The sequence below is a fragment of the Streptomyces sp. CB01249 genome (genome assembly GCF_001905735.1).
Lineage (GTDB): Bacteria > Actinomycetota > Actinomycetes > Streptomycetales > Streptomycetaceae > Streptomyces.
This window is the reverse complement of record NZ_LISW01000003.1, coordinates 127758-153137: the sequence shown is the minus strand read 5'-3', so window position 1 is coordinate 153137 and position 25380 is coordinate 127758. Positions and strand designations below refer to the sequence as shown.

Sequence of the window (25380 nt, the reverse complement as noted above, 5' to 3'; positions counted from 1 at the left end):
CCGGCACGGGATGTTCATGCCTTAGGTTAGCCTTACCTGTGTTGCTAGCCCTCGGAGGGGTTCCATGCCACCGTTCAGACCTGCCCGCGCTCTCGCCGTCGCGCTGCTCGCGGTCCTGCTGGGTGCTCTGCTCCCGGCCACCGCCGCGCAAGCGGCGAGCCGCACGGTGCAGGGCGGACGGCTGGACTGGGGCATCAAGTCCTCGTTCCAGAGCTACGTCACCGGGCCGATCGCCCAGGGGAGTTGGGGGCTGACCGGCGGCGCCGCCACGGTCGGCGGCAGCCAGTTCCGCTTCCACTCCGCGACCGGTTCCTACGACCCGGCGACCGGCGCCTTCCGGGCCGGCTTCTCGGGCGGCGTCCGCTTCACCGGCCACAAGAAGTCCGACGGCTCCTACGAGCTGGACCTCACCATCAGCCGCCCCACCGTCCGCATCCAGGGCGGCAGCGGCACCCTGTACGCGGACATGACCAGCAAGGAGCGGGGCAGCGGACGCGTCACCACCGCCGCCCAGGTCCCGCTGGCCACGCTCGGCCTGTCCGGGATCGACATGCGGGGCGGTACCACCCCCGTCGCCCTCACCAACATCCCGGCCACGCTGACCGCGCAGGGCGCCAAGTCCTTCGCCGGCTACTACACGGCCGGCACGCCCCTGGACCCGGTCAGCCTCTCCGTGGACACCAAGGGCCCGGCCGCGCAGCCCTCCAAGTCCCCGGCGAAGCCGGACAGGAGCACCGAGCCGAAGAAGAAGTCCACGGCCGGCCGCTTCGAGGACGCCGCCGTCGACTGGGGCGTGCGCCGCACCTTCCGCGAGTACGTCACCGGCTCGATCGGCCAGGGCAAGTGGACCCTCGCCGACGGCGCCCAGGACGGCGGCGCGCTCTTCCGCTTCCCGAAGGGCAAGGGCACGTACGACCCCGAGGGGCAGACCCTCGCGGCCACCTTCGCGGGCAGCGTCCGCTTCACCGCGCACGACGGCCTCGACCTCAAGCTGTCCCGGTTCGCGGTCGCCGTGAAGTCCGGCAAGGGCACGCTGAGCGCCGACGTCCTGAGCGACGGCAAGGCCACCGGGTCCGTCCCGCTCGTCACCTTCGCGGCCAAGGACTTCGCCCCGAAGAAGGGCCTCGCGGTCCTCACCGAGGCACCCGCCACCCTGACCGCCGACGGCGCGAAGGTCTTCGGTTCGCTCTACAAGGCGGGCACCGCGATGGACCCGGTCTCGCTCGCCGTGGCCACCGACGCGAAGGCGGCCCTGCCCGCCCTGCCCGACCTGGGCAGCGACGCGTCCGCCTCGCCCGAGCCGACCGGCAGCCCGGCGGCGAAGGCGGCCACCGTCCCCACGGCCGCCGCGCAGGACGACGACTCCCGCACCGGGCTCTACCTGACCCTCGGCGGCGCCGGACTGCTCGCCGCGGCGGCGGTCACCGTGCCGGTGCTCGTACGCCGCAACCGGGCGACGCCGGACGCCTCCTCCTGACCCCCCGCACCACCCGTCCCCCCCCATCACCCCGTACACCCTGTTCATCTCTGAGGAGACCCCGACCATGGCAGCCACCCGCCGCCCCATAACCCTCGCCGCAGCCGTCGCCACCGCTGCCACCCTCGGCGCCGCACTCGCCCTCCCGGCCCTCGCCGCCGACCGCACCACGCCGAACGCCGCGGGCGCCGCGCCGACCATCGAGCTGAAGGACGGCACGCTGGACTGGGGCTTCAAGGAGTCCTTCCGCCGGTACATCGGCGGCGCCGGCAAGATCACCGTCAAGGACGGGGCGAAGCAGGCCGAGAACAACGGCGTCTTCACGTTCGTCAACGGCAAGGGCACCTACAACACCGGCACCCACGCCACCGACACCGCGTTCGAGGGCGGCGTCAACTTCTCCGCGCACGGCGGCGTCCTGGACATCACGCTCTCCGACGTCAAGGTCTCCACCGCCGGCACGGGCGGCGCGATCACCGCCGACGTGGCCACCCCGCAGGGCACCCAGAACGACGTCGCCGTCGCGGCCCTCGACCTCTCGGCGGTGAAGCCGGGCCAGGGCGCGGGCGGCGCGATGGTCTTCAAGGACATCCCGGCCACGCTGACCAAGGCCGGCTCCGAGGCGTTCAACGGGCAGTACAAGGAGGGCGAGGTGCTGGACCCGGCCACGCTCACCGTCACGGCGGCCGCGGCCCCGACCGAGAAGCCCACCGAGAAGCCGACGGAGAAGCCGACCGAGAAGCCCACCGAGAAGCCGACCGAGAAGCCGACAACCGAGCCCACCGGGCCGACCGGCAAGCCCAGCCCCACGGCCACCGCCACCGACAAGCCGGCCGCCGAGTCGGGCGACATCGTGGACGGCACCCTGGACTGGGGTGTGCGCGCCTCCTTCCGCTCCTACGTCACCGGCCCCATCGCCAAGGGCAAGGTCGAGACGACGTCCGGCGCCAAGGCCACCGCGGGCGGCTACCGCTTCCCCGACGCCACCGGCACCTTCGACGCCGCCGGGCAGAAGCTCAAGGCCACGTTCGGCGGGAAGGTCCGCTTCCTCGGCCACGAGGAGGACGGCGCCTACACCCTCGACCTGTCGCTGTCCCACCTGCAGGTCCAGGTCTCCGGCTCCAAGGGCACGCTCCTCGCCGACGTCTCCTCCAAGGACCGCGCGACCAAGAAGGTGTCCACGTACACCGGTCTGGCCGTCGCCGACCTGAAGCTGCCCGCGGGCAAGCTCGCCGCCAAGGACGGCGTCGTGACCCTCTCCGGCGTCCCGGCGACCCTGACCTCCGACGGCGCCACCAAGGCGTTCGGCGGGATGTACCAGGCGGGCGAGGCGCTCGACGCGCTGACCGTCGCGGTCTCCCTCGACAAGGACGCCACCCTCCCGACCGGCTCCACCACCGGCGGCTCCTCCACGACCGGCGGCTCCACCACTGGCGGCGGCAGCACCGGCGGTTCGGGTTCCGTCGGCGGCGCCGGTACGGTCGGCGGCTCGGGCGCCCTCGCCTCCACCGGCTCCGACGTGCCCACGGGCTCGCTGCTCGCCGCCTCGGGCCTGATCGTGGCGGCCGGTGCCGGAGCGGTCGTCGTGGCCCGCCGTCGCCGCACCACCGCCTGACCCACCGCACGACACCGCCCGGGTACCGGCCCTTTCGTTGGGGCCGGTACCCGGGCGGGTGCTTGAATGCGGGCGTGAACGGCTACGACGTACCCGCCGGCACCGACGTCCTCCGCGTGTTCTGCGGCCCGGACGGCCGGCACGGCAACGCCCTCGGTGTCGTACGCGACGGGCGCCGCATCCCCGACCGCGCGGACCGCCAGGAGCTCGCCGGGAAGCTCGGCTTCAGCGAGACCGTGTTCGTGGACGACCCCGAGCGCGGGCGGCTCGACATCTACACCCCGGGGCTGCGGCTGCCGTTCGCCGGGCACCCCGTCGTCGGCGCCGCCTGGCTGCTCGACCTGGAGGTCCTGGAGCTGGAGGTGGGCGACGTGTTCGCCCGCCACGACGGGGAGTTCTGCTGGATCACCGCCCGCCCGGAGTGGGCGCCGCCGCGCACCCTGAAGCAGTACGCCTCGGCTGCCGAGGTCGACGCGCTCCCGGCGCCGCCGCCCGGCGAGGGCTGGCTCTACGCCTGGGCGTGGGAGGAGGAGGCGGCGGGGCGCGTACGGGCCAGGGCCTTTCCGCGTAGGGACGACGGCATCGCGGAGGACGAAGCGACGGGAGCCGCGGCCCTGTTGCTGAGCGCGCACCTCGGGCGCGCGCTCAACATCACACAGGGCCGCGGCTCCCAGATCCTCACGGCTCCCGCGCCGGACGGCGCGGTGGAGATCGGCGGCAGGGTGGTCCTGGCCCACCAGGGGTGAAGCGGGGTCAGGCGGCGCGGAACTCCTCGCCCAGCTCCCGGAACACGGCGGTGTTCAGCGCGAACGCGCGCTTGCACTCGTCCACGATCCGCCGCTTCTCCAGGTCGTCCGCGTTCACCGCGTCCAGCAGCTCGCGGTAACCCCGCTTGAAGGCGGCCGGGTTGGGGATCTCCTCGAAGACGTAGAACCGCACCCCGTCGCCCTTGCGTGCGAAGCCCCAGGTCTTCTCCGCCTTGTCCCGGATGATCTGACCGCCCGACAGGTCGCCCAGGTAGCGCGTGTAGTGGTGCGCGATGTACCCGGCGGGCCAGGTCCGGGCGCACTCGGCGACCCGCTCGGCGTACGCGGCGGTGGCCGGCAGCGGCGCCAGGCCCTCGCGCCAGCCGTCGCCCCGCAGATGGGCCAGGTCGCGCTCCAGCTCGGCGGTGCGCATCAGCTCGGGCTGTATGAACGGCCCCGCCACGGGGTCCGAGGCCAGGGCCCCGGCGCCCTCCTCCAGGGCGCGGTACACGAACCACAGCTGCTCGGTGTAGCGCGTGTACGCGTCGACGCCGAGGCGCCCGCCGAGCAGGTCGCCCATGAACGTCGAGGTCTCCGCCTCGGTGTGCTGCTCGTGGGACGCGATGCGGATCAGCGTCGAGAAGGGCGGGGCGGTGACGGTTGCGTCCAAGGCGGGCCTCCGGGGCCGAGGGGGACGGGAAGTCCAGATAGAGACGGAAATATCGGCCCGCCCCGGCTGGCTGCCGGTGACGGGGCCCGATACGCTGATCCTCCTACTTAGGCAAACCTAAGTCAACTGTTTGCCGACGTCTTGTCGGCAACTGCGCCGAAACGAAAACGGCCGCCCGGAAGGGGCGGCCGTTTCGGAAGCGGGCAGGTCGGGGCGTTACGGGAGGGTCAGGATGTCCGCGCCGGTCTCCGTCACCACGAGCGTGTGCTCGAACTGCGCGGTGCGCTTGCGGTCCTTCGTCACCACGGTCCAGCCGTCGTCCCACATGTCGTAGTCGTGGCTGCCGAGGGTCAGCATCGGCTCGATGGTGAACGTCATGCCGGGCTGCATCACCGTCGTCGCGTGCGGGCTGTCGTAGTGCGGCACGATGAGCCCGGAGTGGAACGAGGTGTTGATTCCGTGTCCGGTGAAGTCCCGGACCACGCCGTACCCGAAGCGCTTCGCGTACGACTCGATGACCCGCCCGATGACGTTGATCTGGCGCCCCGGCCGCACGGCCTTGATCGCCCGCCGCAGCGACTCCTCGGTGCGCTCGACCAGCAGCCGCGACTCCTCGTCCACGTCGCCGCAGAGGTACGTCGCGTTGTTGTCGCCGTGCACCCCGTTGATGTACGCGGTCACGTCGAGGTTCACGATGTCGCCGTCGCGCAGCACGGTGGAGTCCGGGATGCCGTGGCAGATCACCTCGTTGAGCGAGGTGCACAGCGACTTGGGGAAGCCGCGGTAGCCCAGCGTCGACGGGTACGCCCCGTGGTCGCACATGAACTCATGGGCGACACGGTCGAGTTCGTCGGTCGTGACACCCGGGGCGATGTGCTTGGCGGCCTCGGCCATCGCCTGGGCGGCGATGCGTCCCGCGATGCGCATGCGCTCGATGGTGTCGGTGTCCTGCACCTCCGGCCCTGTGTACGGCGTCGGAGCCGGCTTGCCCACATACTCGGGGCGCCGGATGTTTCCGGGCACGGAACGGACGGGAGTGATCTCCCCTGGTACGAGCAGCGACTGGCCAGACATGCCAGCGAGTCTAACCAGCGTGTCCGGGGCACCATGGCACAGAGGAAAGGAACCGATGATGGCCCTGTTCAAGAAGCGCACGGTCGGCAAGCCGGGCGAGTGGTTCTACTGCCTGGAGCACAAGAAGGTCGAGGAGGGCCCCGAGTGCCCGGCCAAGGACCGCTTCGGCCCGTACGCCTCCCGGCAGGAGGCGCAGCACGCGATGGAGACCGCCCAGGAACGGAACCTGGAGTGGGACACGGACCCGAAGTGGCACGACCGCAAGGGCCCGGACGAGGACGGTCAGGCGGGCTGACGGGGCGCGGGGCCTCGGAAGCTGTCCGGCGGCCGGCCCCCGGGTTCAGGCCGCCGGTTCCACGTCCAGTCCCTCCGCACGCTGCGCGCGCCTGCGCAGCGCGTCCTCGTCCGTCTCCGAGTCGTACGTGAGGAGCTTCGGGAGCGCCGCCGCGAGCAGCGCCACCGAGGCGACGCAGGCCACGCCGCCGGTCCAGATCGCGGGCCGGGTCCCGGTCCACCCCGCCATCCCACCGGCCCGGACCTGGCCGAGCTGCGGCCCGACGCTGTACGAGAGCACCTCGATGCCCGCGAGCCGGCCGCGCAGCTCCTCCGGGATGGTCTGGTTCCAGATGGTCGACCGGCCGAGCCCGCTGAGCATGTCGCCCGCCCCGGCGAACCCGAGGCAGACCAGCACCAGCCACACGTTGCCGGACCACCCGGCCGCCGCGATCGAGAGCCCCCAGACGGCGGCACCGCACACGACGAACAGCCCGTGCCGACGCACCCGTGAGGTCCAGCCGCTGGTCAGGCCGAGCAGCAGAGAGCCGACCGAGCCCGCCGCGTACATCAGGCCGAGCGACCAGTCGGCGTCCAGCTCGTCCGCGAGGAACGGGAAGATCGTGTTGGGGAACGCGAAGAACATCGCGGCCATGTCGATCGCGTAGGTCCCCAGCAGCACGGGGCGGCTCCAGGCGTACCTGGCCCCCTCCACGATGCCGCGCAGCGACGGCTTCCGCCCCTTGTCGGCGGGCGGCGCGGGGGAGAGCCTGCGGCACATCAGCACCGAGGCGGCGAAGGTGACCACGGTGATGGAGTACGCGGTGGCGTGTCCGGCGTAGGCCACCACCAGACCGGCCAGCGACGGGCCCATGATCGCCCCGGCCTGCCAGCGCAGCGAGTTCAGCGCGGCGGCCGCGGGAAGCTGGTCGTGCGGCACGATCCGGGCCATCAGCGAGTCGAGCGCGGGCCGCTGGAGCCCGGCGAGCGCGGAGACCCCGCCCGCCACCACGTAGAGCGGCCACAGCATCGGGTCGGGCAGGGCCGCGTTGACCAGCAGGACCACGGCGAGCAGCCCGAGCCCGGCCTCGGTGGCCAGGATGATCTTCCGCCGGTCGGCGGCGTCGGCGAGGGCACCCCCGTACAGCCCGCATATGACGAGCGGCACCAGCTCCACCGCGCCCATCGCGCCGACGGCGAGCGGGGAGCCGGTCAGGTCCTTGATCTGGAGCGGCAGCGCGATGAGCGCCATGGAGCTGCCGAAGAAGGTGACGATGCCCTGCACCCACAGCAACCGGAAGTCGGCCGATGACCGCCAGGGCGAGAGGTCGGGAAGCAGAGCGGCCAGCCTGGCGGCGAGGGAGGTGCGAGAGGTCACGAGGAGACATGGTCTGTCGTGATACGTGGGGGATGCAAATGGATTACGCGGGGGCGCCGCGTCCGGCCGCGGGCGGCGCCCCCTGCCGCTACCAGCGCGGCGGCGGGGGAGCCGTCAGCTGGTCGGCCAGCCGGGACAGGCGGTCGCGGAACGTCCGCCGCCCGCCGCGCGGCACCGGCGCCCCGTTCTCCCCGGCGGCGGCGCTGACCAGGTGCTGGACGGTGTCCAGGTCCACGTCGTCGCCGTCCGTCACGGACAGCGCCTCATGGGCGAGCCCGCGCACCTGCGGATCGCCGTTGTCCAGCGAGAGCACCGTCGCCCCGGCCCGCCGGGCGTCGTGAACCCGCTCCAGCAGCCCCTCGTCGGGCCGGTCCGGCGTCACCACGAGCAGTGTCTCGCCGCGCCCGGCCGCCTCGATCCGGCCGAGGCCGACCGCGAGGTGCGCCGGGTCGCCGGGCTCGACGCGGTGGCGCACCAGGGTGGGGCGGAGCTCGGGCAGCCCGGACCAGGTGGACTCGTCCACCAGATGGGCGGCGAGGTGCCAGGGCTCGTACCCCTCGGTCCCCACCAGCAGCAGCCCGCCGCCGTGCGGGACCACGGAGGAGCGGAGCGCCCCGGCGAACCGCCGGGCGGCGGCGGGCCACTGGGTCCTGGCGAGCACTTCACGCAGCAGCGCCACACGTACGGCATCCATGGCCCGGCATCCTGCACCATGCGGGGGCCCCGGCACCGGCGAAAGGCCCAAGCACCATCCGTACGGGTGGTGGCCCGGGCGCACGGGCTCCGCCCGGTACCTGGCAGTAGTGTCGGGGCCATGACTACGAATGACAGCGGCAGCGCGCCCAAGCCCCCCGCCAAGGACCCCTGGGACCTGCCGGACGTGTCCGGCCTGACCGTCGGCGTGCTCGGCGGCACCGGACCGCAGGGCCGCGGCCTCGCGTACCGCTTCGCGCGCGCCGGACAGCAGGTGATCATCGGCTCCCGCGCCGCGGACCGCGCGGAGGCGGCGGCCGCGGAGCTGGGGAACGGTGTGCGCGGCGCGGACAACGCGACCTGCGCGCGGGAGAGCGACGTGGTGATCGTGGCGGTGCCGTGGGACGGGCACGCCAAGACGCTGGAGTCGCTGCGCGAGGAGCTGGCCGGGAAGATCGTGGTCGACTGCGTCAACCCGCTCGGCTTCGACAAGAAGGGCGCCTACGCGCTGAAGCCGGAGGAGGGCAGCGCCGCCGAGCAGGCCGCCGCCCTGCTGCCGGACTCCCGCGTCACGGCCGCCTTCCACCACCTCTCGGCGGTCCTCCTCCAGGACGAGTCCATCGACGAGATCGACACCGACGTCCTGGTGCTGGGCGAGGCCCGCGCCGACACGGACATCGTCCAGGCCCTGGCCGGCCGCATCGCGGGCATGCGCGGCATCTTCGCGGGCCGCCTGCGCAACGCCCACCAGGTCGAGTCGCTGGTCGCCAACCTCATCTCGGTCAACCGCCGCTACAAGGCGCACGCCGGACTCCGCACGACGGACGTCTGAGCCGGGCCCGGAACGGCCGGGGGCATGGGGGACACTGGACGGGACCGCGCATCACCCCCGACAGGAGCCACCCATGCCCCGCCTCGCCCTCTACGCCCTCGTCGTCTGCGTCCTGGCCCTCGCCGCGGCCGTGACGGCCTTCGTCCAGGGCAGCGTGCTCATCGGCATCGTCTGGGTCCTGCTGGTCGGCCTCTCCTCGAACATGGCCTGGTACTACCTGCGCCGCCGCCGCGCGGAGGCCGCGTCCGCGGAGTAGCCCGGCCCGCCGGGCTCAGCGGCCCCGGACCAGGGCGTGCAGATGCATGTCGTGGCGTCCGTCGTCGTGCAGTCCCGCGCTGCGCTTGACGCCCTCCGGGGCGTAACCGCATTTCGTGGCGACCGCGCAGGAGGCGGCGTTCCGCGTCGAGTGCTCCAGCTCCAGGCGCCAGAACCCGGCCTCCTCCAGCGCCCAGGCACTGAGCCCCGCGAGCGCACCGGAGGCCACCCCGGCCCCGCGTGCGGCGGGCAGCACCCAGTAGGCGGCCTCGGCGGTCCCGTCGTCCAGGTCCATATCACGCAGGGCGATCCGCCCGAGCACCCTGCCGCTGTCGTCGGCGACGGCCCAGTGACCGCCCCGCTCCCGCCGCCAGTCCTCCCCGTAGCCGTCGAACCACGCGCGGACCTGCTCCTCGGACGCAGGCCGGCGCGGGTGCCAGCGTTGGATCTCCCGGTCCCCGTAGGCGGCGAGGAACACCGGCGCGTCGGCGCGCTCCCAGGGCCGCAGCGACAGTCCGCCCGGCGTACGGAGTACCGGTTGCGGCGACCCGGCGAGCGAGCCGGGGACGAGGGCGGGCGGTGTCGACAGGGCACGGTCCATGGCCCATGGTCGCCCGCCGACGGGCACCCGCGTCAAGGCCGCCGGAAGCCTCGCCGTCTCACCCGCTCACCGCGCACCGCGGGTCCGCCTCCTGCCAGAAGCGGTAGGCGTCCAGGCCGCAGTCGCTCCACCAGCCGTGCACGCCCAGGCCCCGCAGCAGCGCGTACACCGCGTCGAAGAAGGCCCGGTTCAGCTCGGGGACCCACAGCAGGGCGAAGACCGCGATCAGACCGAAGGGGGCGAACGGCTCGACCGCGCGACGGGCCGAGCGCGAGAGCCACGGCTCGATGACCCCGTAGCCGTCCAGCCCCGGCACCGGCAGGAAGTTCAGGATGGCGGCCGTCACCTGGAGCAGCGCCAGGAACGCCAGCGCGTTCCGGAAGGCCGGAGGCACCCCGTCCAGGCCGTCCAGCCAGAACGGCGCGGTGCACACCACCGCGAACAGGACGTTGGTCAGCGGCCCGGCCGCCGAGATCAGGCTGTGCCGCCACCGGCCCCGGATCCGGCCCCGCTCGATGAACACCGCCCCGCCGGGCAGCCCGATCCCGCCCATGATCACGAACAGCACCGGCAGCACGATGCTCAGCAGCGCGTGCGTGTACTTCAGCGGGTTCAGCGTCAGATAGCCCTTGGCCCCGATCGAGATGTCCCCGCTGTGCAGCGCGGTCCTCGCGTGCGCGTACTCGTGCAGACAGAGCGACACGACCCACGCCCCGGTCACGAACAGAAACGTCGCGAACCCCGGCTGCGCCGCGAAGTCCGTCCACACCCCCCACCCGGCCACGGCCGTCACGGCGGCGATCCCGAGAAAGACCGGACTGATCCCTTGGTGCTCTTTGGTCGGCATGCCCCGAGCCTAGGGCGCACCCGCGGCCGTTCTGCCTACTTCCGAAACGGCCGAGGAGCCCGATCAGGTCGTGTACTCGAGCTCCGTGATGGCGGCCTTTCGTACGGCCGGCGCGAGCAGGTCCACGTCAATGCCTTCGAGGTAGGAGAGGAGCGACTGCCGGGTCTCCCGCATACGCCCTGCGAGGTTCGTCGTACTCAGGAGATCACCAGGCCGAATCACCTTGCGGAACGCTGGGTCCTCGATCGCTGCGGCGACGAGCTTCTCCACGATCCACAGAGGGGTGCGCTCGCGGATCGCGAACGTGAGGTGGACGCTCCGCTCGTCGGAGTCGAGGGCGTGCGGGTTGTGGACCCATCCACGCGGCAGAACAAGCGACTGCCCCGGCTTCAGATCCACCTCCGCGTCCGGCCCGGCCGCTTCCCACTTCGGGATGAGGCCGGGGTTCCAGACCCGGAACGACTCCTGGTACTCGCGCATGGGTGAGGCGTACTCCGGACGCCATAACTGCCACCGCTTTTCGCCTTCGAGCTGCGCGATCACGGCCATCTGCTGATCCCAATGGTGCAGGAGACCTTGGCTCCGCGGCGGGGTCAGGAAGGCGTGAAGGTAGTTGCTGTAACCGGTCTCCTGCTGGATGGCTCGGGCCACGTCGGTGAGGAACGGCACCACGCGCTGAAGGTTGCCGAGCCGGATGGTGTACCCGTCGCCGTAGAGCTTGCGGAGCTTGGCCGGATCGGTTCGACCGTTCGTCCGATGGCAGTCGGGGTGGAGAGAGGGGCCCGACTTCACGAGGGCGATTTCGTCTGCGGGTACGCACCCCGTGTCGATGTAGTGGTCGATCACGTCCGGTGTGACGCAGCGGTCCAGGGCTGTCGAACCGCGCTCGAAGACCGCGGGCTCGTTCGGCCAGGAAGTCAGGAGGGCGGACACGCCCTCCTCGGGGAGTAAGAGGCTGAGCGACATCGCGTCGGTTCCTTACGACGGTGGAAGCGGACAAGAGAGAGCCGGATGGAAGCGGTTGGGGCAACACACGACCGAGAACGACATCAGGCTCTTTGCTGCTGTGTAGTACACCCAGGTCACATCGACGCCACGAGGGAGCACGTCGAGGGCGTACTCCAGTTTGTTTTCGAGACTGCTGTACGCCCGAAGTCCGTCCGCGCGCACGTTGGGCGGGCTCTCCTCGTATGTCTTCGTCAGCCACGCCAGCGCGATACCCAGGTCGCTCCAGGTCCGGTCGGCGGAAACCTGGCTCTTCTTCATCAGCCAGTGGCCGGTCATCGTCGGAGGCACGTTGCCCGTCTGGAACTCGGCAGCGGCTTCCCGGTACCGGTCCAGGACTTCCTGCTGCTTCTTGTCCTCGGGGTTGAGCACTGAGGGTGGGCCGTTCGGGTGGGGTGGCCGGCGACCGCCCTCCTTCCCGTACACAGCAGATGGCCCACTCCATGGACCGTATCCGTGCCAGTGCCCTGACCAGGTCATATGCGCCCTTCGGGGGAGGCGGCGAGCAGCCCGAGGAGAGACCTCGGGCGGCCCGCCTGTGTGATGCTCTGTGCTCTGGGAGGGGTCAGATTAGACCGCCAGACCCCGCTGCCTTGCCCAGCCCGTCGCAAACACGTCGAGTTCGGCCTCGGTGAAGCGAAGCTCCTGGCCGGCCCCCTCCGGCTTGCTGTCACGGATGGCGAACGAGGACTCCGTGCCGGGGATGGCAGCGAAGGACACGCACGTCTCGTTGGAGCCGCCGAGGTTGCCTCCGCAGTACTGCTTGAATGCGGAGCCCTCGGGTACGGGCAGGGAGTAGAGGTTTCCGTTCATCGGAAGCATCCTCCTGGTATCGCACTGAGCGGAGATTCGGTCTCCGCGCCGTCGTGCACTCGTAACCCGGCCCCGCAAGAGATGACGGCCGGCGTCTCGCAGGCGTTACCCGCGAGGAGCCGTGTCGTGTCTTCCTGGGAGCCTGATATCGACGGTCGCAGCCGTAGTTGTTGCTTCATCACATCGCACTGTCCGCTGCGCCGTTCGCAACGAAGCTAGATGGATGGGAAGTGCATTCCCAAGCGGATTGCGCCAGTTTGCAGCAAGTCGGTTGACGGGCTCGAATACCTTGGCGAGCCTCGTCCTGTCGCGCAAACCAGAGCAAGACGGCGGACGGGAGAACGGCCATGAAGTTACGGTTCCTTGGTAAGAACTCCAATGTGGGCGACTGTCCGACCTTGTACTCCACGGACCGGGGTACATACCTCGTTCAGGGGTGGAAGATCTTCGCGAACGACCTGCTGATGCAACTCGAAATCCCTGAGGGCCAGACGGTCGTCGAGGTTCCGACGGAACTGTTCGAGCACCTGACGAAGGACGGGCTGCCGACCGGGGAGATCAGGCGATTGGAAGACCCCATCATGGTTCTGACGCCGAACGGTACGTTCGTCGTCCAGGGCCTGGAGGTAACTGATCGTGAGGCCCTGGCGCAGATGGAGATTCCGGACTACGAGACCGTGGTCGAGGTTCCCAAGGCCGCGATCACCGCCCTACTGGAGGAACCGCGTGGAGCTGATCTCCGGCGCTGAGCGCAACCGGCTCATCGAGCGCGTCTCGCGCGATGCCTTCCACCTGGAGCTGAGGGATGACTACTCGGTCCCGGTCGAGGACGGGCCGTACGAGCGCTGGCTGCGGGGCGAACCGGATGACCTCGAGTGGTTCGCGCCTTGGGCCGAGCTGGTGGGGCGGGTCACGGGGGCCGGCCGGACTGTGCGACGGGTTCGGGTTGTGACCGAGCCCCACAGCCCGTACATCCGGTGGGAGCGGGCTACCGCGGCTGCCAACGAAAGGGCAGGCGAGGCAATCCGATGGCTGCCGCGACACAGGCTCCCCGGTGGCCTGCGCTTCCCTGTGGACGGCAACGACTGGTGGCTTTTCGACGACAAGCTCTTGGCCGTGGGGCACTTCAACGAGGCCGGGCGAGTCCTGGGATCCGAGGTCATCGAGACCCCCGCTGTCGTCAACGAGTGCGTCCGCGTCCGGGACCTACTCTGGTCGCTCGCCATTCCCACTCTCGAGTGCAAGCCCTGATCGACTCGTGAGCAAGCAAGCACAGGAAGCCCGTGAGGCGTTGGGTGCCCGGCTGCGTGGATTCCGGAAGGACGCCGGATTCGGCAGTGGTCGGGCGCTGGCGCGTGCCCTGGACTGGCAGGAATCAAAGGTATCGCGGCTTGAGAACGGCAAGCAGAACGCGAGTGAAGACGACATCCGGGCCTGGTGTGGGGTTACGGGCCGGGAAGCGTGTGTCCCAGACCTCATCGCCACCGTTCGGCACATTGACGAGCTGTGGTTGGAGTGGCGTCGGCAGCTCCATGCCGGGGCGGAGACCCGACAGAAGAAGTCGATCCCCATCTATGCCAAGACCAAGGTCTTCAGGATTTGGAACCCCTCCATGGTTTGGGGCACTTTTCAGACGGCGGAGTACGCGGCCGAGGTGTTCCAGCAGGCTGTCGGATTCTATGAGTTCCCCGATGACGTCGAAGCTGCGGTAGGGAAGCGCCTGGAGCGGCAGCGGTACCTGTACGAGGGGGAGCGGGTGTACAACGTGCTCCTCGGGGAGCAGGCGCTGTACTCGAATGTCGGCGGTGCTGACGTAATGAAGGCCCAACTCGACCGCCTCATGGCAGTGATGGGCTTGCCGCGAGTGAGTCTCGGAGTAGTCCCAGCCGGTGCTCAGACGGCCATCTGGCTTGGCCACTCGTTCTCGATGTTCGATGACAGGCTCGTCCTCGTAGAAACGTTCTCTGCCGAGCTGTCGGTCACTCAGCCCCGCGAGATCGAGCTGTACCACAAGGCGTTTGGGCTCCTACGGCAGTCAGCGGTGTACGGGGAGGCTGCCCGGGGACTGATTCTGGCTGCGAGTCGACGATTTGACCGGCCGCGTGTGCGACCGGCCAGCAGGAGTGATTAGGGGCTGTCCAGGCGTTCCTGCGGTGGCTCGCCGCCGACTCGAGGCCGATCAGCCGCCCCGCCGGACGGGAAAGCCCCCTGCTAGCGTCCCCCCACGTGAACGACAACGTATACGTGGGCAACGCCGGCAAGGATGCCGCGCTCGACCGGGGATGGATCCTCGGGCACTTCAAGGACGCGGGCGATCCCCGGCACAGCGAGGACGTCGAGATCAAGTGGGGCGTCCACCCGGTGGGGGACGAGCGGGCGCAGTGGGTGCGTGGGGAGAGCCGGACCGCGCTGCTCGTGCTCATCAGCGGGCGGTTCCGGGTGGAGCTGCCCGGGCGCAGCGTGCTCCTGGAGGAGCAGGGCGACTACGTGGTGTGGGGCGTCGGCGTCGACCACTCCTGGATCGCCGAGGAGGAGTCCGTGGTGCTCACCGTCCGCTGGCCGTCCGTACCCGGTTACGCGGTCGAGCCGAAGGAGCAGGCGCCCGAGGGCTGACGGCGACACGGCGGAAACGGTTCGCTTCCCGCCCCCGGACCGGAAAGGGTGGGGCCATGACGAGCAGGGGCGGGGCGGCTGTGCGGGCACCGGGGCCGGTCGCGGAGAATGGGCGCGTGCGCTACGGCATCCTCGGTACGACCCAGGCCCTCCGCGACGACGGCACGGCCCTCTCCGTCGGCGGGGCGCGGCTGCGCGCGCTGCTCACCGTGCTGGCGCTGCGGCCCGGCCGGACGGTCCCGGTCGCCGTGCTCGTGGACGAGGTGTGGGACGGCGAACCGCCCGCCGACGCGGCCGGTGCCCTCCAGGCGCTGGTGGGGCGGCTGCGGCGGGCCATCGGGCACGACGCCGTCGCCTCGGCGGAGAGCGGCTACCGGCTGGCCGCCGAACCGGAGGCCGTCGACCTCTTCCGCTTCGAACGGCTCGCCGGTGAAGGCGCGCGGGCCCTCGCGGAGGGCGACCCGGCCCGGGCGGCGGCCCTCCTGAGCGACGCCCTCGCCCTCTGGCGGGGCCCCGCCCTCGCCGACCTCCCCGACCGGCACGCCGCCGCCGCGCGCTGGACCGCCCGCCGGCTCGACGCCCGCCGGGACCGGCTCGCCGCGGAGCTGGCGCTCGGCCGGGCCACCGAGGTGCTGCCGGAGCTGACCGCGCTCTGCGGCGAACACCCCATGGACGAACCGCTCCAGGCGCTCCGCCTGCGCGCCCTGCGCGACGCCGGGCGCACCGCCCAGGCCCTCGCCGCCTACGACGAGGTCCGCACCCTCCTCGCCGACCGCCTCGGCACCGACCCGGGCCCCGAGCTGACCGGCCTGTACGCCGAGCTGCTGCGGCAGGAGCCCCCGGCCCCCGCGAAGGCCCCCGCCGCCCCCGCCGCCCCCCTCGGCAACCTCCGCGCCCGGCTCACCAGCTTCGTCGGCCGGGAGCGGGAGATGGAGGCCCTGCGCGGCGACCTCTCCCGGGGCCGCCTGGTCACCCTGCTCGGCCCCGGCGGCGCCGGGAAGACCCGGCTCTCGCAGGAGGTCGCGGACACCGTCGACGCCGGTACCTGGCCGGACGGCATCTGGCTCGCCGAGCTGGCCCCCGTGGACGACCCGGAGGCCGTGCCGGAGGCGGTGCTCGCCGCGCTCGGGGCCCGGGAGACCGTGCTGAGCGGCGCCGGCTCCGGGGAGCTGCGGGCGGCCGAACGGGCCTCCGGCGAGGAGCGCGCGGCCGGTGAGTCGCTGGCCCGGCTCACCGAGTACTGCTCCCGGCGCCGCATGCTGCTCCTCCTCGACAACTGCGAGCACGTCATCGAGGCCGCCGCCGCGCTCGCCGATCATCTGTTGGCCCGCTGCCCCCGGCTCACCGTCCTCGCGACCAGCCGGGAACCCCTCGGCGTGCCGGGCGAGGCGGTCCGGCCGGTCGACCCGCTGCCGGACCCGACCGCGCTGCGGCTGCTCGCGGAGCGCGGCGCCGCCGCCCGCCCCGGCTTCCGGGTGGACGCGGACGAGGCGACGGCGGCGGCCGCCGCCGAGATCTGCCGCCGCCTGGACGGCCTGCCGCTCGCCATCGAGCTCGCCGCGGCCCGGCTGCGGATGCTCACGCCGCAGCAGATCGCGGACCGGCTGGACGACCGCTTCCGCCTGCTGACCAGCGGCAGCCGTACCGTGCTGCCCCGCCAGCAGACGCTGCGCGCGGTCGTGGACTGGTCCTGGGAGCTGCTGGACGACGACGAGCGCGTCGTCCTGCGCCGCCTCTCCGTCTTCGCGGGCGGCTGCACCCTGGAGGCCGCCGAGGCCGTCTGCGCCGACACGGCCGAGCGCTCCGGCGAGGTGGCCCTCCTCCTCGGCTCGCTCGTGGACAAGTCGCTCGTGGTCGCCGCCCCGGCGGACGACGGCCGGATGCGCTACCGGCTCCTGGAGACCGTCGGCGAGTACGCGGCGGAGCGCCTGGAGGAGTCGGGGGAGCGGGACGCCGTCGAGCACCGGCACCTCGTGTTCTACCGCGAGCTGGCCCGTACGACCGACCCCCTGCTGCGCGGCTCCGGACAGCTCGCCGCCATCGGCCTCCTGCAACGCGAGTACGAGAACCTGCGCATCGCCCTGCGCCACGCCGTCGCCGCCCGCGACGAGCAGGAGGCGCTGTGCATGGTGCTGTCCCTGTCCTGGTACTGGCAGATCCGCAACCTGCGCGGCGACGCCCTGCACTGGGCCGACGCGGCCGCCGCCCTCGGCCCCGACCCGTTCGCGGAGCCCGTACGGCTCGCGCCCTCCATCCACGAGCGCTGCACGGACGCGCCCCCGCCCATGCGCCAGGAACTGCTGGAGGAGGCGCGGCGGCAGGTGACCCTGGTCCAGCTGGTCAGCATGGACCACGCGATGGACGAGTGGACGAACGAGGCCAGCATGGCCCGGCTGCGGGCCATCGTCGCGACCTACCGCGCGGGTCAGCCGCAGACCTGCCGCAGCCCCGCCTCGCTCTGGTTCTACGCCGTGATGCTCACCGGCGGCGTCTCCGACCTGCGCCACCTGCTGGACGAAACGGTGCGCGGCGCGCGGGAGTTCGGTTACGAGTGGGAGCTGGCCGCCGCCCTCCAGATGCGGGCCAACGTGCTGGCCAACCGCCCCGACTGGGCCGGTGAGGCCCACCGGGACGCCGACGAGAGCCTGGCGATCTTCAGCCGCATCGGCGACGACTGGGGGATGGCCGAGGCACTCTCCTCACGCGGCGAGGCCAGTGAGAAGCGGGGCGACTACGCGCGGGCCGCCGAGGACTTCCAGGCCGCCATCCGCTCGGCCGAGCGACTGGGCGCCCTGTCCCAGGTCTCCGTACTCCGCATCCGCCACGCCGCCGTGCTCACCGAGCTCGGCCGGGGCGAGGAGGGCGAGGCGCGCATGCGCGAGGTGCTGGCCGACGAACGCCAGACCGGGCACGAAGCCCGCCCGGCGGCCCGGCTGTTCCTGGCGATGTGGCTGGGCCGGTGCGGCCGGACCGCCGAGGCGCGCGAGCAGTTCACCTTGCTCCAGGAGGAGTTCGCGTCCGAGACCATGGCGGTGTTCGAGGGCTTCGTCCTCGGCGGCCTGGCCTGGCTGGACAACCAGGACGGCGAGTACGCCCGCGCCCTGGAGCAGAGCCGGCGGTCCCTCAAGGGCGTACGGGACCCGCTGACGCAGATGGTCGCGCCGCAGATGGCGGTGATCAATCTGGTCATCGTGGCCTGGGCGCTCGGCGGGCTCGGCGGCGAGGAGCGGGCGCTCGTCGCGGCGCGGCTGCTGGGCGCCGGCCGGGCGCATCTGCCCAAGGGGCACTTCATGAACGCGATGGAACGCGAGAACCTGGCCCGCGCCGAGGACCTGGTCCGCAGCCGCCTCGCGGACGCCGCCTACGAAGCCGCGTACGCCGAGGGGGGCGGCCTCTCCCTGGAGGAGGCCGCCGCCCTCGTGGACGCGGATCCCGAACCGAACCCGTGACGTCAGGACTTCTTGCGGAACTTGGAGACGGCGAGCGGAGCCACGGCCGCCGTGATGACCACGGCCCAGCCGAGCGTCAGCCAGACCGAGTGGCCGAGCGAGGTGCCCATCATGAGGCCGCGCGCCGCGTCCGCCAGATTCGACAGCGGGTTGTAGTCGGTGAAGGTCTGGAGCCAGCCCGGCATCGTCGTGGGCGGGGCGAAGATCGAGGAACCGAACTGGAGCGGCATCATGACCAGCATCCCCATTCCCTGAACCGCCTGGGACGTCTTCATGGCCAGGCCGAGCAGGATGAAGATCCACATGATGGCGGCGCCGAACGCGGCCGACAGGCCGATCGCCGCGATCAGTCCGAGCACGGACCCGTGGAGCTCCATGCCGAGGGCGAAGCCCATGCCCAACAGGATGAGCGTGGCGACCATCATCCGGCCCAGCTCGACCACGATCTTGGCGACGAGCACCGAGGAGCGCGCGATCGGCATCGTACGGAAGCGGTCCATGACCCCCTTGCGGAAGTCGTCGTTGACACCGCTGCCGACGGCCATGGCGATGTTCATGCCCATCATCGCCATCAGGCCGGGGATCAGGTAGTTCAGGTACTCCTGCCGGCCGCCGCCCATGCTGCCGCCGACCGAGCCGCCGAAGACGTACACGAACAGCAGCACGAAGATGACGGGCATCAGCAGCGCGTCGAACATCGACTCCGGATCCTTCTTGATCTGGAGCAGATTGCGCCGGACCAGGGCCCCGATGTGGCGCAGGTTGTTCCGCAGTCCGATGCCGCCCTCGTCGTGGAGCTTGGCGGCCGGCGCGGAGACGGGTGTGTCGGTGGGGGTGGGCGTCAGAGTCGTCGTGCTCATGCCGCGACCTCCTCGGGAATCGTGTCGGTGACGGTGGCCTTGTCGCCGGTGATGGCGAGGAACACCTCGTCCAGGCTGGGCAGCGCGGTGGCGACGTGGGCCAGCGAGAAGCCCCGGGTGCCGAGCAGCCCGATGACGGCGGTCAGCTGCTCGTCGCTGAGGATCGGTACGTAGAGCAGGCCCTCGTCCGGGACGGCCTGCGCGCCCGCGACACCGTCGAGACCGGTCTCCCGCAGCGCCTGGGCCATCGGGGCCAGCTCGGCCGGGTCCGAGGGGCGGATCTGCAGGGTGCGGCCGCCGACCTTGGCCTTGAGCTCGTTCACACCGCCGCGGGCGATGATCCGGCCCTTGTCGATGACCGTCAGCTCGTTGGCCAGCTGCTCGGCCTCTTCCATGTACTGGGTGGTGAGGAGCACGGTCGCCCCCTCCGCGACCATGCGCTGCACCTCGTCCCAGACCTCGTTGCGGGTCCGGGGGTCGAGCCCCGTCGTGGGCTCGTCCAGGTAGAGGACGGCCGGGCTGCCGATCATGGAGGCGGCCAGGTCGAGCCGGCGGCGCATCCCGCCGGAGTACTCCATCGCGGCCTTCTTCGCCGCGTCGGTGAGCGAGAAGCGCTCCAGCAGCTCGTCGGCCCGGGCCCGCGCCTTCTTGCGGGGCAGGTCGAGCAGCCGCCCGATCATGTAGAGGTTCTCCCAGCCGGAGAGCTTCTCGTCGACCGAGGCGTACTGGCCGGTGAGGCCGATGGTGCGGCGCAGTGCGCGGGGCTGCTTCACCACGTCGAAGCCGGCGACGACCGCGGTTCCGGCGTCGGGCGTGATGAGCGTGGAGAGGCAGCGTACGAGGGTGGTCTTGCCGGCGCCGTTGGGGCCGAGCACACCGAGGACGGTGCCCTCGCGCACATCGAGGTCCACGCCGTCCAGGGCCTTGGTCTCGCCGTAGTGCTTGACCAGCCCCCGCACCTCTACGGCGTTCCCGCCGCGCTTGGGGTTCTTGTCGATTCGCGTCATGCCGACTATCAGACCAGCCGCCACCGACAGGCCGCCGACAGCCGGCCGACAGCCCGCTCGCACCCACCGACAACGGCCGACAGCCCGCCGATGGGGGAAGTCGGCGGGCTGTCGTCGTTACCGGTGGTGGTCGTGGAGGGCGCACCCCCGCGGGCTCAGTGGAAGGTGTGCTCCGGGGCCGGGAACGTGCCGCCGACGACCTCCTCCGCGTACGCCTTCGCGGCGTCGCCGAGGATCTGCCGCAGGTCGGCGTACTGCTTGGTGAAGCGCGGCACCTTGCCGCCGGTCAGCCCGACCATGTCGGTGTAGACCAGCACCTGCGCGTCGGTCTCCGGACCGGCGCCGATCCCGATGGTCGGGATGTGCAGGGTGCGGGTGACCTCGGCGGCCAGCTCGGCCGGTACGAGCTCCAGGACGACGGCGAACGCGCCCGCGTCCTGCACGGCCTTGGCGTCGCGCAGCATCTGCTGGGCGGCCTCCTCGCCCCGGCCCTGCACCCGGTAGCCCATCGCGTTGACGGACTGCGGGGTCAGGCCGATGTGGGCCATGACCGGGATTCCGGCGTCGACCAGCAGCTTGATCTGCTCGTGGCTGCGCTCGCCGCCCTCCAGCTTGACCGCGCCGACACCGGACTCCTTGATGAGCCTCGTGGCGTTGCGCAGGGCCTGGACCGGGCTCTCCTGGTACGCCCCGAAGGGGAGGTCCGCGACGATCAGGGCGCGCTTGGTGCCCCGGACGACGGCGGCGGACAGGATGGCGATCTCGTCCATCGTGACGGGCACGGTGGTCTCGTAGCCGAGGTGACAGTTGCCCATGGAGTCGCCGACGAGCATGACCGGGATGCCGGCCTCGTCGAAGACGGACGCGGTCATCGCGTCGTAGGCGGTGAGCATGGGCCACTTCTCGCCGCGCGCGGTGGCGGCGGCGATGTCGTGGACGGTGACCCGGCGGTTGCTCTTGCCCCCGTACAGCGCCTTGCTGCTGTCGGAGGGGGTACCCGCGGGGTTGGCGGACTGGTTCTGCGCAGCCTGAAGCGACATGGCAGGTGGCTCCTTCGTCATCTCGAGGCGCCCTGACGGCGTCCCCGGACCGCTTCCATGGTGGCATCCCGGAGCCGGTCGCGGGAAGTGGGCCGCGTGGCCGGGCCCTCGGGCCTGCCCTCGGTAAAGGTTTTACAATACGAGACGGTCTCGTATCGCAATGCGTTTAGGCTGCTCCTCATGTCCACACCCTCCGGCGCTCCCGCCGTGTCCTCGATACCGGAGGCGGTCCACCGCCGCCGCTGGGCGATTCTCGTGGTCCTGATGTTCAGCCTGCTCATCGTGGTGCTGGACAACTCGATCCTGAACGTCGCCGTCAAGACGATCGCCTCCCCTTCGCCCACGGGCATCGGCGCCACCCAGAGCGAGCTGGAGTGGGCGATCAACTCCTACACGCTCGTCTTCGCCGGCCTGCTCTTCACGGCCGGTCTGCTGGGCGACCGCCTCGGCCGCAAGAAGGTCCTGCTCTTCGGCATCACCCTCTTCGGCATCGGCTCCGCCCTCGCCGCCATGTCCGGCTCGCCCGGCCAGCTCATCACCTGGCGCGCCCTGATGGGCTTCGGCGCCGCCTTCGTCATGCCGGCCACGCTCGCCGTGCTGATGAACGTCTTCGAGCGCGACGAGCAGCCCAAGGCGATCGGCATCTGGGCCGGCAGCGTCGGCCTCGGCATCGCGATCGGCCCGATCACCGGCGGCCTGCTCCTCGAACACTTCTGGTGGGGCTCGATCTTCCTGGTCAACGTCCCCGTGGTGATCATCGCCCTGGTGGCTATGGTCCTGCTGGTGCCGGACTCGAAGGACCCGAAGCCGGGCCGGCTCGACCCGATCGGCGTCGTGCTCTCCATCATCGGCCTGGTGCTGCTCGTGTACGGCATCATCCGGGGCGGCGAGCTCGCCGACTTCACCGACGTCACCGTCCTCCTCCCGGTCATCGGCGGGCTCGCCGTCCTGGTGGTCTTCGTCCTCCACGAGAAGCGCAGCGCCAGCCCGGCGATCGACGTCTCGTATTTCAAGAAGCCCGCGTTCTCCGCCGCCGTCGCCGCGATCGCGCTGATCTTCTTCGCGCTGATGGGCGTCACCTTCTTCTCCGCCTTCTACATGCAGAGCGTGCGGGGCTACAGCGCCCTCCAGTCCGGGCTGCTGATCCTGCCGCTGGCCGTGGCCCAGATGCTCTTCGCGCCCCGCGCCCGGATCGTCGTCGCCCGCTTCGGCGCGCGCGCCGTCTGTACGGCGGGCATGCTCGCCGTCGCCGTCGGCCTGGCCGCCTTCGCGCTCTTCGACGCCGATACGCCCGTCTGGCTGATGTGCGTCGTCTTCTTCGTCCAGGGCACCGGCATGGCCCACGTCATGCCGCCGGTCACCGTCGCCGTGATGCAGGCCCTGCCGCGCGAGAAGGCCGGCTCGGGGTCGGCCGTCAACAACACGTTCCGCCAGGTCGGCGGCGCGCTCGGGATCGCCGTGCTCGGCTCGGTGCTGTCCACCGTCTACCGGGGCGACATCGAGAACCACCTCGGCGCGCTGCCCTCCGGGGCCCGGGACGCGGCGGGGGAGTCCATCGAGGCCACCCTCGCCATCGCGGAGAAGCTGGGCCCCAAGGGCGCCCCGCTGGTCACCGCCGCGCACGACGCCTTCATGAGCGCCATGCACGTCACGGCCCTCGGCTCGGCCGCCGTCGCCCTCGTCGGCACGGTCGTCGTGGCGCTGTGGCTGCCGGGCCGCGAGCCGGTCGCGCCCAAGGCCGTACGCGAGGAGGAGCGCCCCGCTCCGGCGGGCGCCGAGCGATGACGTTCCCGGCGGCGTCCGGCTGAACCTTCCGGGTGAACCGGGCCGTGTCCCGCGGCCCGGTTCACCCCAGGGCCTGTCTTCACACTCCCCTCTGCCGCGCGACGCCTGGCACGCACTCTCGCTGCACCGGCCGAGATCCCTCGTACGTCCAGTACGAGGGATCGCGGCCGGCACACCGAGAGCACGCACCATGCGCCGCGCGGCCGCCCTCCGGGCGACGAGGGGAGTGTGAAGACAGGCCCTAGCGCCGGCCCTCTTCCGCGTCGGCGAGAATCGGGGGCGGCGAAAGGTGGTTTCACGTGCAGGCTCAGGCACCGGACGAGCGGTCCGGCGAGGTTCCCGGACCCCCGGGACCCGGGGACGACTCCGAGCCGCGCCGGGGCCGGCCGCGCAGTGCCGCGGCCGAGGCGGCCATCCTGGACGCCGTCGTGGAGCTGCTGGAGGCCGGTGAACCCCTCGCCGCGCTCTCCATCGAGCGCATCGCCCGCACCGCCGGGGTGGGCAAGGCCACCATCTACCGGCGCTGGGCGGGCAAGGAGGAGCTCTTCGTCGACGTGCTCCGCGCCATCGAGCCCCCGGAGCCCGAGGTCTCCGGCACCGGCGGCCTCGGGGATCTCCGCGTCCTGCTGGAGTCCATGCGCAAACGCGGCCTCGCGCAGCGCTCCTCCGTACTCCTGCACAACGTGTTCGCGCAGATGAAGAGCCACCCCAAGCTCTGGCACGAGTACCAGTGCACCGTGATCGCCCCCCGCCGCCTCGCCATGGTCGCCGCCGTGCGGCGCGCCGTCGAGGCGGGCGAGCTGCGGGACGACACGGACGTGGAGCTGATGGACGACCTCTTCCTGGGCCCCATGCTCGTACGCACCATCCACCGGCCCGACGCGCCGCTGCCGGAGGATCTCGCCGACCACATCATCGCCCTGGTGATGGAGGGCCTGGCGCCCCGGCGCGGACGGATGTGATCGTTACGTCACAGAGCACCGCGATTCCCCGCTCCCGAGGAACTGCCGGAGCCGCCTTCCACGTCCTCGTGGCAGTACGACCGCCACGGGCGGCATGAAAGGCATCGCGCATCCCCTAGGGTCGGGGGCGCGGCGATGTGTACGGCAAGGCAGTGAGGACAGCGCGATGGTGCAGGCGTACAGGGCGGACACCGGGAACGGCGTGGGACCGCAGCGCTCCGGCTCCCGCTTCCGGGACCTGCGCGACAGATTCGTCAGGCGTCTGCGGGACCGGGGCACCTGGCGGCGCGGGATCGTGCTGGCCTGCTGCTCGCTCCTGCTGACCTTCGTGATGGCCTTCCACGCCCAGATCCCGAACACCATCGGCAACCTGGGCAGCCTCTCCGAGACGTTCCTGCCCTGGATCGGCGTCTTCTTCCCGGTGCTGCTCGTGCTCGGCCTGGTGCGCCGCTCGGGCACCGCGCTGGTGGCGCTGGTGCTGCCGGTCGTGGTCTGGCTCAATGTGTTCGGCGGCCTGTTCACGGACAAGTCCGGCGCCGGCGGCGACCTGACCGTCGCCACGCACAACGTCAACGCGGACAACCCCGACCCGGCCGCCACAGCCGACCAGGTCGCGGGCTCCGGCGCGGACGTCGTCGCCCTCCAGGAGCTGCCCGCGGGCAAGGTGGCGGCGTACGAGAAGGCGCTCGCCGGGCGCTTCCGGTACCACTCGGTGCAGGGCACCGTGGGCCTCTGGAGCAAGTACCCGCTGAGCGACACCCGCCCGGTGGACCTCAAGATGGGCTGGGTCCGCGCGATGCGGACCACCGTCGCGACGCCCGAGGGCCCCCTCGCGGTCTACGTGGCGCACCTGCCGTCCGTACGCGTCAAGCTCCACGCCGGCTTCACCGCCAACCAGCGCGACCAGAGCGCCGACGCCCTCGGCAAGGCCATCTCCCGCGAACCGCTCGCCCGCGTCGCCCTGCTCGGCGACCTCAACGGCACGATGAACGACCGCGCGCTCAAGGCGGTCACCTCGCAGATGCGCTCCACGCAGGGCGCGGCGGGGGACGGCTTCGGCTTCAGCTGGCCCGCGAAGTTCCCGATGGCCCGGATCGACCAGATCATGGTCAAGGGCGTCGAGCCCATGTCCTCCTGGACGCTTCCCGCCACCGGCAGCGACCACCTCCCGATCGCCGCCCGCGTCAAACTCTGACGCGCGCCGGCCGTTCATCCGGCGCAACGGGCCGTTTACCGGATCGCCCCACTTCTCTGAGAGACTTTGTTCCGTACGGGAACAAGGTCGCCGGCGACGAGGCCGGTCCGCCGCCGTGCGCCCCGCCGACCGGCGGACCGCGCGGGCGTGCGTACGACCACGTCCCCTCCCGCTCCCTCCGCGTGTCCGC

General features: G+C 71.6%; 26 protein-coding genes. 14 read left to right on the top strand and 12 right to left on the bottom strand.

From position 1 onward, the window contains the following. Nucleotides 1-64: 64 nt before the first annotated feature. The 3 genes from AMK18_RS16385 (at nucleotide 65) to AMK18_RS16375 (ending at nucleotide 3838) form a co-directional block, all read left to right on the top strand. Nucleotides 65-1477 carry an HtaA domain-containing protein gene (locus AMK18_RS16385; RefSeq protein ID WP_073863352.1) on the top strand — a complete coding sequence of 471 codons (1413 nt, stop codon included), beginning with the start codon at nucleotides 65-67 and terminating at the stop codon, nucleotides 1475-1477. 67 nt (nucleotides 1478-1544) lie between these two features. Continuing rightward, nucleotides 1545-3092, top strand: coding sequence for an HtaA domain-containing protein (locus tag AMK18_RS16380; RefSeq protein ID WP_073863351.1), 1548 nt, complete (start codon nucleotides 1545-1547; stop codon nucleotides 3090-3092). Nucleotides 3093-3166: 74 nt separating this feature from the next. Beyond that, entirely contained in the window at nucleotides 3167-3838 is a 672-nt protein-coding gene (locus AMK18_RS16375) for a PhzF family phenazine biosynthesis protein (RefSeq protein ID WP_073863350.1), read from the top strand. Nucleotides 3839-3845: 7 nt separating this feature from the next. Here AMK18_RS16375 and AMK18_RS16370 read toward each other — a convergent pair whose 3' ends face one another. Next, nucleotides 3846-4508: a biliverdin-producing heme oxygenase gene (locus tag AMK18_RS16370; RefSeq protein ID WP_073863349.1), complete on the bottom strand. Its 663-nt coding sequence runs from the start codon at nucleotides 4506-4508 to the stop codon at nucleotides 3846-3848. A 216-nt stretch (nucleotides 4509-4724) separates the two neighbouring features. After that, the gene (gene map / locus AMK18_RS16365) at nucleotides 4725-5582 is read right to left on the bottom strand and encodes a type I methionyl aminopeptidase (RefSeq protein ID WP_026171571.1); all 858 of its coding nucleotides are present in this window, start codon (nucleotides 5580-5582) and stop codon (nucleotides 4725-4727) included. Between the two features lie 58 nt (nucleotides 5583-5640). Between map and AMK18_RS16360 the strand changes: the two genes are divergently transcribed. Then, a complete protein-coding gene (locus tag AMK18_RS16360) occupies nucleotides 5641-5877 on the top strand; it encodes a hypothetical protein (RefSeq protein WP_026171572.1) in 237 nt (78 codons plus the stop codon). A gap of 45 nt (nucleotides 5878-5922) precedes the next feature. On the opposite strand, the gene AMK18_RS16355 is transcribed toward AMK18_RS16360, so the two are convergent. Then, nucleotides 5923-7233: an MFS transporter gene (locus AMK18_RS16355; RefSeq protein WP_018103472.1), complete on the bottom strand. Its 1311-nt coding sequence runs from the start codon at nucleotides 7231-7233 to the stop codon at nucleotides 5923-5925. Nucleotides 7234-7321: 88 nt separating this feature from the next. After that, complete coding sequence (locus AMK18_RS16350) at nucleotides 7322-7927, bottom strand: hypothetical protein (RefSeq protein ID WP_073863348.1); 606 nt, start codon at nucleotides 7925-7927, stop codon at nucleotides 7322-7324. A 120-nt stretch (nucleotides 7928-8047) separates the two neighbouring features. Between AMK18_RS16350 and npdG the strand changes: the two genes are divergently transcribed. Together npdG and AMK18_RS16340 are read left to right on the top strand one after the other, a co-directional pair. After that, entirely contained in the window at nucleotides 8048-8758 is a 711-nt protein-coding gene (gene npdG / locus AMK18_RS16345; RefSeq protein ID WP_018103474.1) for an NADPH-dependent F420 reductase, read from the top strand. Nucleotides 8759-8831: 73 nt separating this feature from the next. Continuing rightward, nucleotides 8832-9014 carry a hypothetical protein gene (locus AMK18_RS16340; protein WP_073863347.1) on the top strand — a complete coding sequence of 61 codons (183 nt, stop codon included), beginning with the start codon at nucleotides 8832-8834 and terminating at the stop codon, nucleotides 9012-9014. A gap of 15 nt (nucleotides 9015-9029) precedes the next feature. Here AMK18_RS16340 and AMK18_RS16335 read toward each other — a convergent pair whose 3' ends face one another. From AMK18_RS16335 to AMK18_RS16315, 5 genes are all read right to left on the bottom strand, one after another. Then, nucleotides 9030-9614: a GNAT family N-acetyltransferase gene (locus AMK18_RS16335; RefSeq protein ID WP_073863346.1), complete on the bottom strand. Its 585-nt coding sequence runs from the start codon at nucleotides 9612-9614 to the stop codon at nucleotides 9030-9032. Between the two features lie 58 nt (nucleotides 9615-9672). Next, complete coding sequence (locus tag AMK18_RS16330; protein WP_073863345.1) at nucleotides 9673-10461, bottom strand: site-2 protease family protein; 789 nt, start codon at nucleotides 10459-10461, stop codon at nucleotides 9673-9675. Nucleotides 10462-10524: 63 nt separating this feature from the next. Continuing rightward, nucleotides 10525-11394 (bottom strand): JmjC domain-containing protein, encoded by an 870-nt coding sequence (locus tag AMK18_RS16325; protein WP_338014065.1) that lies wholly within the window; start codon nucleotides 11392-11394, stop codon nucleotides 10525-10527. A gap of 45 nt (nucleotides 11395-11439) precedes the next feature. Further along, nucleotides 11440-11892, bottom strand: a complete 453-nt coding sequence (locus AMK18_RS16320; RefSeq protein ID WP_241836579.1) for a hypothetical protein — start codon at nucleotides 11890-11892, stop codon at nucleotides 11440-11442. 144 nt (nucleotides 11893-12036) lie between these two features. Beyond that, nucleotides 12037-12279, bottom strand: coding sequence for a DUF397 domain-containing protein (locus tag AMK18_RS16315; protein WP_073863343.1), 243 nt, complete (start codon nucleotides 12277-12279; stop codon nucleotides 12037-12039). 347 nt (nucleotides 12280-12626) lie between these two features. Here AMK18_RS16315 and AMK18_RS16310 point away from each other — a divergent pair, with 347 nt between their 5' ends. From AMK18_RS16310 to AMK18_RS16290, 5 genes are all read left to right on the top strand, one after another. Then, on the top strand, nucleotides 12627-13028 hold the full coding sequence (locus tag AMK18_RS16310; RefSeq protein WP_073863342.1) for a hypothetical protein: 402 nt from the start codon (nucleotides 12627-12629) through the stop codon (nucleotides 13026-13028). Continuing rightward, nucleotides 13006-13530: a DUF6879 family protein gene (locus tag AMK18_RS16305; RefSeq protein ID WP_073863341.1), complete on the top strand. Its 525-nt coding sequence runs from the start codon at nucleotides 13006-13008 to the stop codon at nucleotides 13528-13530. The genes AMK18_RS16310 and AMK18_RS16305 overlap by 23 nt, the downstream gene beginning before the upstream one ends. A 7-nt stretch (nucleotides 13531-13537) precedes the next feature. Next, entirely contained in the window at nucleotides 13538-14410 is an 873-nt protein-coding gene (locus tag AMK18_RS16300; protein ID WP_073863340.1) for a helix-turn-helix domain-containing protein, read from the top strand. Between the two features lie 95 nt (nucleotides 14411-14505). Next, the gene (locus AMK18_RS16295; RefSeq protein ID WP_018103478.1) at nucleotides 14506-14892 is read left to right on the top strand and encodes a hypothetical protein; all 387 of its coding nucleotides are present in this window, start codon (nucleotides 14506-14508) and stop codon (nucleotides 14890-14892) included. Between the two features lie 116 nt (nucleotides 14893-15008). Continuing rightward, nucleotides 15009-18341 (top strand): BTAD domain-containing putative transcriptional regulator, encoded by a 3333-nt coding sequence (locus AMK18_RS16290; protein WP_073863339.1) that lies wholly within the window; start codon nucleotides 15009-15011, stop codon nucleotides 18339-18341. Between the two features lie 2 nt (nucleotides 18342-18343). On the opposite strand, the gene AMK18_RS16285 is transcribed toward AMK18_RS16290, so the two are convergent. From AMK18_RS16285 to panB, 3 genes are all read right to left on the bottom strand, one after another. After that, entirely contained in the window at nucleotides 18344-19201 is an 858-nt protein-coding gene (locus tag AMK18_RS16285; RefSeq protein WP_073863338.1) for an ABC transporter permease, read from the bottom strand. Then, nucleotides 19198-20208, bottom strand: a complete 1011-nt coding sequence (locus tag AMK18_RS16280) for an ATP-binding cassette domain-containing protein (protein WP_073863337.1) — start codon at nucleotides 20206-20208, stop codon at nucleotides 19198-19200. Before AMK18_RS16280 ends, AMK18_RS16285 begins: the two co-directional genes overlap by 4 nt. 155 nt (nucleotides 20209-20363) lie before the next feature. Continuing rightward, on the bottom strand, nucleotides 20364-21248 hold the full coding sequence (gene panB, locus AMK18_RS16275; protein ID WP_018103482.1) for a 3-methyl-2-oxobutanoate hydroxymethyltransferase: 885 nt from the start codon (nucleotides 21246-21248) through the stop codon (nucleotides 20364-20366). A 180-nt stretch (nucleotides 21249-21428) separates the two neighbouring features. On the opposite strand from panB, the gene AMK18_RS16270 reads away from it, so the two are divergent. The 3 genes from AMK18_RS16270 to AMK18_RS16260 all read left to right on the top strand — a co-directional run bounded on the left by AMK18_RS16270 (nucleotide 21429) and on the right by AMK18_RS16260 (nucleotide 25190). Then, nucleotides 21429-23033 (top strand): MFS transporter, encoded by a 1605-nt coding sequence (locus AMK18_RS16270; RefSeq protein WP_073863336.1) that lies wholly within the window; start codon nucleotides 21429-21431, stop codon nucleotides 23031-23033. A 299-nt stretch (nucleotides 23034-23332) separates the two neighbouring features. Further along, complete coding sequence (locus tag AMK18_RS16265) at nucleotides 23333-23995, top strand: TetR/AcrR family transcriptional regulator (protein WP_073863335.1); 663 nt, start codon at nucleotides 23333-23335, stop codon at nucleotides 23993-23995. Between the two features lie 166 nt (nucleotides 23996-24161). Then, the gene (locus AMK18_RS16260) at nucleotides 24162-25190 is read left to right on the top strand and encodes an endonuclease/exonuclease/phosphatase family protein (protein ID WP_018103485.1); all 1029 of its coding nucleotides are present in this window, start codon (nucleotides 24162-24164) and stop codon (nucleotides 25188-25190) included. Nucleotides 25191-25380: the final 190 nt, after the last annotated feature.